The sequence below is a fragment of the Vibrio sp. Vb1127 genome (genome assembly GCF_033338735.1).
Lineage (GTDB): Bacteria > Pseudomonadota > Gammaproteobacteria > Enterobacterales > Vibrionaceae > Vibrio > Vibrio alginolyticus.
In genome coordinates, this window is record NZ_JAWOTF010000031.1 from 25,911 (window position 1) to 33,251 (window position 7,341).

Genomic DNA, 7,341 nt, shown 5'->3' on the forward strand with positions numbered 1-7,341 from the left:
TAAACGAATCAAAAATGCACTCTAAGTAATTAGCAGCATAGTATAAAAACCGCCAACAACAGATCCTTTGAGAGTGCGTTCACGCAAAAACGATCACATTATACACAGCTATGTCAATCAGATGCTATTGCTTCCGACATCGTTTCTAATGCCTGTTCAATGTTCTCGCTATCCAACCAAGTTAAATCATCCCAGCTGCGTAACCAGGTGATTTGACGCTTGGCCAATTGACGAGTCGCGCATACGCCACGAAATACCGCTTCGTCACGTGTACACTCCCCATCTAAATACTCCCACATCTGTCGGTAACCGACGCATCGTATGGAAGGAAGATCGGGGTGAAGATCTTTTCGCGAATGTAACGCTTTCATTTCTTCTTCAAAGCCCGCTTCCATCATCTTCTCGAAACGGAGTTCAATCCGACGGTGAAGTTCTGCCCTATCCTTGGGAGCTATTGCAAACTGCTTGACTCGGTATGGTAGGCTTTCACCTTTCGTTTGAGTCAATTCAGTCAAAGTTTTACCTGAAATGCGAAAAACTTCCAATGCCCGAGATAAACGTTGGGGATCATTGGGATGGATTCTCGCGGCTGACACAGGATCAACCTCTTTGAGTTCATCGTGCAACACTGACCAACCTTTAGTCAATGCCTCTTGTTCAATTTGCTGACGAATTTCAGGATTTGCAGCAGGAAGTGGTGATAAACCTTCAAGTAACGCCTTGTAATACAGCATTGTTCCACCCACAAGAAGTGGAATTTTTCCTTCTGCAACAATATCATCCATCGCTTTCAATGCATCTCGACGAAAGTCGGCGACAGAGTAAGATTCACTTGGATCCAAAATATCTATCAAGCGATGAGGCGCCAAACTTAACTCTTTTTCATCCGGTTTCGCCGTACCGATATCCATCCCTTTGTAGATCAAAGCAGAATCAACACTGATGATCTCAATCGGAAATTTTTGACGAAGACTAATCGCCAGCTCAGTTTTGCCTGATGCAGTTGGCCCCATTAAAAATAGCGCCAAAGGTAGTTTATCTGTCATGGTTTTAATTTGGCTATCGTGGCAGAGAAATCAACAGCGGATACGAATTTTGTATCTTCTAATGGCAATTGACCATGTCTTAGCTGTTCAAGTTCCGCAATAATTTGAATGGCTTCAGAAAAAGTATAGTGACTCTTCACTGTCGTGACCTGTAATGCGAGCCAATCTATCAACTCAGACAGCATCTGAGCCGCTGCTATACCTTCGTTCACACAAGATTGCGCGTAAGATAACAGATCTGGTACTAAATTTTGTAAGTTTTGTTGACGCAGCGGAGCTGGAACGCCCATCACCATTAAGGCGTGCTCGTTTCTCGCTTTCAATTGAATACCAAGCAATGCCAAATCTTGTTGATAATCTTGGGCCAGTCTCACTAATTCGGCCTCTAACTTAATAGATAGAGGAACAAGCAGAGGTTGTGCCTTAAGTGCACCATCGCTTGGAGTGAGCTGGCCTTTTACACGATAAAATTCTGCTCTAGGTAACGAGACTAACGCCGCCCCACTGTCACTGCCCATCAAAACAAATTGTTCATCGACCACCATCAGCGCTTTGCCTAATGCAGTAATCGATGGCATTGATGTGTGCGAAGTTATCGTTTGGGGCGCTATTGGAGTGACTGCCTGAGCCTCAAACTCTGGCGTTTTCAACAGCTCGTGATAAGCGCGTACTTCTTGTTTAGTTGGCGCTGGTTCTACGTGGCGCTCTTTACTGTGACTTGGCTTTGGTGCGGGTTTGGATTCCACCCAATCATTACGTTTGAATGACTCCACTACGCGCGCCTCTCGCACGGAGGTTTCACTAGGACCGCTATTACGAGGCTTCACTTCATAATCACTGCGTCCAGGATAAGCCGGTGTACTCTCTATCGCTTGATAAACCCGTTCTGGTACTGGTGAAGATGCTGGCTCTTGTACTTTTTCAGGCTCTGGCGAATGCTCAATCTCTTCAGACTCAGTCGGTTCCACGCGATGAAATGCCGATTCATTCACCTGTGGTTTATCAATCACGGCGCTTTGTGAAAGTGCATCCGTCAAAGCTTGATAGATGAAATCATGCACCAAACGAGCTTGGTGGAAACGCACTTCATGCTTAGCAGGGTGAACATTCACATCTACTTGGTGCGGATCTAGCTCAATAAAGAGCACATACGCAGCAAACTGATCTGGCTTTAAGCTCATTTCATAGCTTTGACGAATCGCGTGATTGATTAATTTGTCACGCATCATTCGGCCATTCACATAGCAATATTGTAAATCGCTTTGCTGCCTTGCTCCCTCTGGTGTGGTAATCCACCCATGTAACTTTAACCCTTGATGCTCAAGCTCGATTCTGAGCATATGCCGCACAAACGCATTACCGCAGACAGCAGCAATACGCTTTTCGGTTTGAAGCTGATTTTTCGCCGCGCGATATTGACGGATGATCTTGCCGTTATGACGCACATTGATGGTGACATCAAAGCGGCTTAACGCAATGCGTTTCAATAACTCATCAATATGAGCAAATTCGGTTTTCTCCGTACGAAGAAACTTGCGACGCGCTGGAGTATTAAAAAATAAGTCCAACACCTCAACAGTCGTGCCAATCGGGTGCGCTGCTGGCTTAAGCTTCACCTGCATATCACGCCCTTCGGAGTAGGCACTCCAGGCTTCTTCTTGTGCCGCAGGACGCGACGTGAGCGTCAAACGCGAGACTGAGCTAATACTGGCTAACGCTTCACCGCGAAAACCTAGACTCATAATGGCTTCGAGATCATCTAAGGTATGTATCTTAGATGTCGCATGACGACTGAGCGCTAAGCCAAGTTCATCTTTCGCGATACCTTTTCCGTTATCACGAACACGAATCAGCTTTGCGCCTCCTTTCTCGATATCGATATCGATTCGAGTTGCGCCAGAATCAAGACTATTTTCAACCAGCTCTTTAATCACAGAAGCAGGTCTTTCGACCACTTCCCCTGCGGCGATTTGGTTTGCAAGTCTGGCTGGCAAAATTTTAATCGTCATAATGAGTTAGAAGCTCACCTACTTGTTTGGAATGATCAGGACTTGCCCAACCGCTAGCTGATCAGAGCGTAAGTTATTCGCTTTACGAATGCTCGATACGCTAACGCCGTATTTGGACGCTATTTTGCCAAGGAACTCACCCCGAGAAACCTTGTGCTTACGAATCGGTTTATCTTTTACCGCGACCGTTATCTTCAACTTTTGCCCTACCCACAAGGTATCTGACTTCAAGTTATTCTCTCGGCGGATATCTGAAACCTTCACTTTATAGTGATTCGCAATCTTACCTAAGAACTCACCAGACTTAACCTTGTGCGTAATGGTTTCTGTCTCAACAGTAATCGGTTTACTTGGCACTTTAATCGTACCAGCAGAAGGAATGTTGAGCTTCTGACCAATTGCCAAGCCTGTCGACTTCAAGTTGTTTGCCGACATCAGCGCTTTAGAGCTAAGCCCATATTTGTTCGCGATCACCGATAATGACTCGCCACGCTTTACAATATGTACCATTGGCTTCGCTGAAGGCGAGAACACCGTACCCTCTGGTGGGTTATCTTTTAAGTACTTGACGACCGCCTTAGTGATAGCCTGAGCTAACTTATCTTGGTGCGCTCGTTGAAACAGTAAACGCTCTTCTGTTGGGTTAGAAATAAAGCCCGTTTCCACTAGCACAGACGGAATCTGTGGAGAGCGTAAAACCGCAAGGCTGGTGTTGATCGGTTTGGTGTTATGCAGGTGCGCAACACGTCCCATCTCACCTAGGATTTCTGTTGCCAGCTTATAGCCTTCTTTTTGTGAATGACTAAACTGCAAGTCCAACAAAGTTTGGTTCACGTTACGATCTTTTGTCTTCGTGAAGAACGCATTACCCGAGCCGCCCAATAACTCAGACTGTTTCTCATGGTTCTCGACCCAACGAGCAATTTCGGTATTTGCACGACGAGTATTTAGTACGAAGACCGATCCACCGCGAGGCTTCGGTGAAGTAAACGCATCTGCGTGAATGGAAATCAGCAAGTGCGCATCATTTTCACGAGCAATCGCGACACGACGGTTTAAGTTTACAAAATAATCTCCCGTACGAGTCATGCGCGTTTTAATACCAGGAGTCGCATCGAGCTGAGCAGCAATTTTTCTTGAGATACTCAATACCGCATCTTTCTCGTACTTACGACGTGAAGGGCCAATAGAGCCAGGGTCTTCCCCACCGTGACCAGGGTCGATAACAATTAACACTTCTTGAGCTCGTTGAACTGAACTCATGTCTTTGCTGGCCGCCGCTGGCTTACTCGGTTTAGAGGTCGATGCCTTCTTACCGTGCGGTAAATCAATCACCAAGCGGTGACCATACTGCCCACCTGGTGTTGGGCTTAATTTAAATAATTCCGCTTGAACGCTCTTTTTTAGTTCAAACACCAAACGATAAGTGCCCTTCTCTGGAGGCGAGCTTTTTCGTACCAGTTTTAAAACAGGGCTATCCGTAACAGTAACAGGCAGTCTGGCCTGCATCGTCGTGCTTTTTAAATCCACGACAAGGCGATCCGGCCCTGATAAAGAGAAATAGGAATAGTCAGCTTCCGAGCCTAAATCGATGACAACACGCGTTTCATCAGGTGAAGGCCAAACTCGAAAACTCTTAACGACGTTAGCAAATGCTAAATTGGGGATGAGAAGGAGAAAAGTGGCGACAAACGTCGCCACTACTCTAAAATTTGAAAAACTCAACATAGCTCCAATCGACTGAGTAACTGCACACCATAATCATTATTAGCTGTTAGTTCGGCTACACGTTGCTCACCTTGGTAGCGAATGTTTACATCAAGATCCGGTTGTGGCAGTAAGCCATGCCCTTTTTCAGGCCATTCAACCAAGCAAATCGCATCGTCTGTGAAATAGTCTCGAATACCCATAAACTCAAGCTCTTCAGGATCCGCAAGACGATAAAGGTCGAAGTGATATACTTGCCACTGATCCAACTGGTACGGTTCGACTAGAGTATAAGTTGGACTTTTCACGTTACCTTGATGACCAAGAGCACGGACAAAACCACGACTAAAGGTTGTTTTACCTGCACCCAAATCACCATGCAGATAAATTGTGGTTTGCTGGGAACAAAGCTGAGCCAAAGCGGTGCCTAGTGCAACCGTTTCATGCTCATCTTTTAAATTGAATTGTTTCGTGCTCATTGATGCTTCTCTAACTAATGATCGTTGACTATATAAAAATCAAAAGAACAGGAATAGTAAACCGTGTTGGTTTTGAGAGACAAGCTTTCAAATGTCATATGTGCGAAAAAAGTATCCAATAAACGGTATCTTAATCATCTTAGTATCGACCTAGATTTAGAATATATGCAAATGACTTCAATAAGCAGTATTCACAACATCAAAAACGTACCTAACTGGGTAGCACCAAAGCCAGAGATCCGTTAAGATCCGCCCCCCTTTATTCCGGTGGTTAACATGAACTACGAACAACTCGCACAACAAATCAAAGTTTGGGGAAAAGAACTCGGCTTCCAAAAAGTTGGGATCTGCGACGTTGATCTGAGTGAACATGAAGCAGCACTACAAAAATGGCTTGATGCAGGCTATCACGGCTCAATGGATTGGATGGCTCGTCACGGTATGATGCGTGCTAGACCCCATGAGCTACTCCCGGGAACCGTTCGTGTTATCAGCGTCCGGATGGACTATCTGCCACCAGAGGCTCAATTCGCTTCGAACCTCGCGAATAAAAGTCATGCCTATATTAGCCGCTACGCACTAGGGCGCGATTATCACAAGCTCGTCAGAAAGCAGCTAAATAAGCTCGGCAAACTTATTGAACAAGAGGTTGGTCAATATGGTTACCGACCTTTCGTTGATTCCGCACCAATATTAGAGCGACCTCTCGCCCAAAAAGCGGGCTTAGGTTGGACCGGGAAACATTCCCTGATTTTAGATCAAGACTGTGGATCGTGGTTCTTTTTAGGTGAACTACTTATCGACTTACCACTACCCGTAGATGAGCCAAGCGTTGATCAGTGCGGTAAATGCAAAGCATGCATTACATCATGCCCAACACAAGCCATCGTTGAAGACAAAGTTGTCGATGCCAGGCGTTGTATCTCTTATCTCACCATCGAGTTCGGTGGCGTGATTCCTGAAGAGTTTCGAAAGCCAATGGGTAACCGCATTTATGGTTGTGACGACTGTCAATTGGTTTGCCCATGGAACCGCTACGCCGACATAACGGAGCAAGATGATTTCCACCGTCGTGACAGTTTCAAAAACCCTGACCTCGTCGACATGTTTAACTGGGATGAAGCGACTTTTCTAAAAAATATGGAAGGCTCCGCTATCCGTCGTATTGGTCATATACAGTGGCTACGTAACATCGCTGTCGCACTTGGTAATGCAGAATATAGTCAGCGAATCATAGATGCGCTGGAAAGTCGGCAAGGTGAAAATAAATTACTTGATGAGCACATTAAATGGGCTTTGACAGAGCAACTGAATCAACTCCCCACTGAGAGTAATTCATCTATAGAGACAAAAAAGCAACGCTTAATAAGGATAGTCGAGAAGGGACTGCCGAGAGACGCATAGAGCGTAGTCTATATGCAAGAGATTGAAAGTACTTTTGCATGTTCAATTCATGACCTTGTTCTCAATTTTGTAATGTGGAAAAAAATTTGAGATTCAAGAAAAACAAGCTAGCAGAAAAAAGTTAAACACAGCTCGGAGAAATGACTAGGATCAAAAAAATACCAGTTAATGATCGTATTTTAACGTACTCGATCCGACAAAAAACTTATTTTTTCTTTATATAACAAAGATTTAATTGGTATTTCTTTGTTGTTTCAACTTCATTTTAGAGAAAAGATCTTTCTTCCCCATCATAAAAAGTCAAGCTAAAAACACTTTATCAACCAACTTATCCACAGAACGACGTATGTGGATAACTCTGTTAATTAAAGTAGATAAAACACGCGAAGCCTCATCATACTTGTACGTCAGCCGATTCATATCGTGTTTTAAACACAAACGAAATCGTCCGACATCATATGATGCGGATAAAAGTTTAGCTTTTGGGGATTCATGCTTCGCAGCATTATGAAAAGAGCGATGTGATTGGTTGCGAGAAGCAGGCGTTGAATCAAGCGGCGCATCCGTAGACGACTTAACAATTGTATACTAAATAAGTACTCAATCTATCGTCTTGTATTTGGTTGCGGGGGCCGGATTTGAACCGACGACCTTCGGGTTATGAGCCCGACGAGCTACCAAGCTGCTCCACCCCGC

The 7,341-nt window shown here is 44.8% G+C and carries 5 protein-coding genes; 1 reads left to right on the forward strand and 4 read right to left on the reverse strand.

The window, feature by feature from the left end:
- Positions 1-113: 113 nt before the first annotated feature.
- The 4 genes from miaA to tsaE are packed head-to-tail and all read right to left on the reverse strand — an operon-like array spanning position 114 to position 5,241.
- Positions 114-1,046 carry a tRNA (adenosine(37)-N6)-dimethylallyltransferase MiaA gene (gene miaA, locus R7H07_RS22115; RefSeq protein WP_053303035.1) on the reverse strand — a complete coding sequence of 311 codons (933 nt, stop codon included), beginning with the start codon at positions 1,044-1,046 and terminating at the stop codon, positions 114-116.
- A complete protein-coding gene (gene mutL / locus R7H07_RS22120) occupies positions 1,043-3,055 on the reverse strand; it encodes a DNA mismatch repair endonuclease MutL (RefSeq protein WP_025768795.1) in 2,013 nt (670 codons plus the stop codon). Before mutL ends, miaA begins: the two co-directional genes overlap by 4 nt.
- Before the next feature lie 18 nt (positions 3,056-3,073).
- Complete coding sequence (locus tag R7H07_RS22125) at positions 3,074-4,783, reverse strand: N-acetylmuramoyl-L-alanine amidase (RefSeq protein WP_025768796.1); 1,710 nt, start codon at positions 4,781-4,783, stop codon at positions 3,074-3,076.
- Positions 4,777-5,241, reverse strand: a complete 465-nt coding sequence (gene tsaE, locus R7H07_RS22130) for a tRNA (adenosine(37)-N6)-threonylcarbamoyltransferase complex ATPase subunit type 1 TsaE (RefSeq protein ID WP_005381372.1) — start codon at positions 5,239-5,241, stop codon at positions 4,777-4,779. Before tsaE ends, R7H07_RS22125 begins: the two co-directional genes overlap by 7 nt.
- A gap of 276 nt (positions 5,242-5,517) precedes the next feature.
- Between tsaE and queG the strand changes: the two genes are divergently transcribed.
- Positions 5,518-6,645, forward strand: a complete 1,128-nt coding sequence (gene queG, locus R7H07_RS22135) for a tRNA epoxyqueuosine(34) reductase QueG (protein WP_065274931.1) — start codon at positions 5,518-5,520, stop codon at positions 6,643-6,645.
- Positions 6,646-7,341: the final 696 nt, after the last annotated feature.

What these genes read in the sequence shown, in the direction of transcription:
- tsaE (WP_005381372.1), bottom strand. Translation starts at nt 5,241, where the DNA reads ATGAGCACGAAACAATTCAATTTAAAAGATGAGCATGAAACGGTTGCA.
- queG (WP_065274931.1), top strand. Translation starts at nt 5,518, where the DNA reads ATGAACTACGAACAACTCGCACAACAAATCAAAGTTTGGGGAAAAGAA.
- miaA (WP_053303035.1), bottom strand. Translation starts at nt 1,046, where the DNA reads ATGACAGATAAACTACCTTTGGCGCTATTTTTAATGGGGCCAACTGCA.
- R7H07_RS22125 (WP_025768796.1), bottom strand. Translation starts at nt 4,783, where the DNA reads ATGTTGAGTTTTTCAAATTTTAGAGTAGTGGCGACGTTTGTCGCCACT.
- mutL (WP_025768795.1), bottom strand. Translation starts at nt 3,055, where the DNA reads ATGACGATTAAAATTTTGCCAGCCAGACTTGCAAACCAAATCGCCGCA.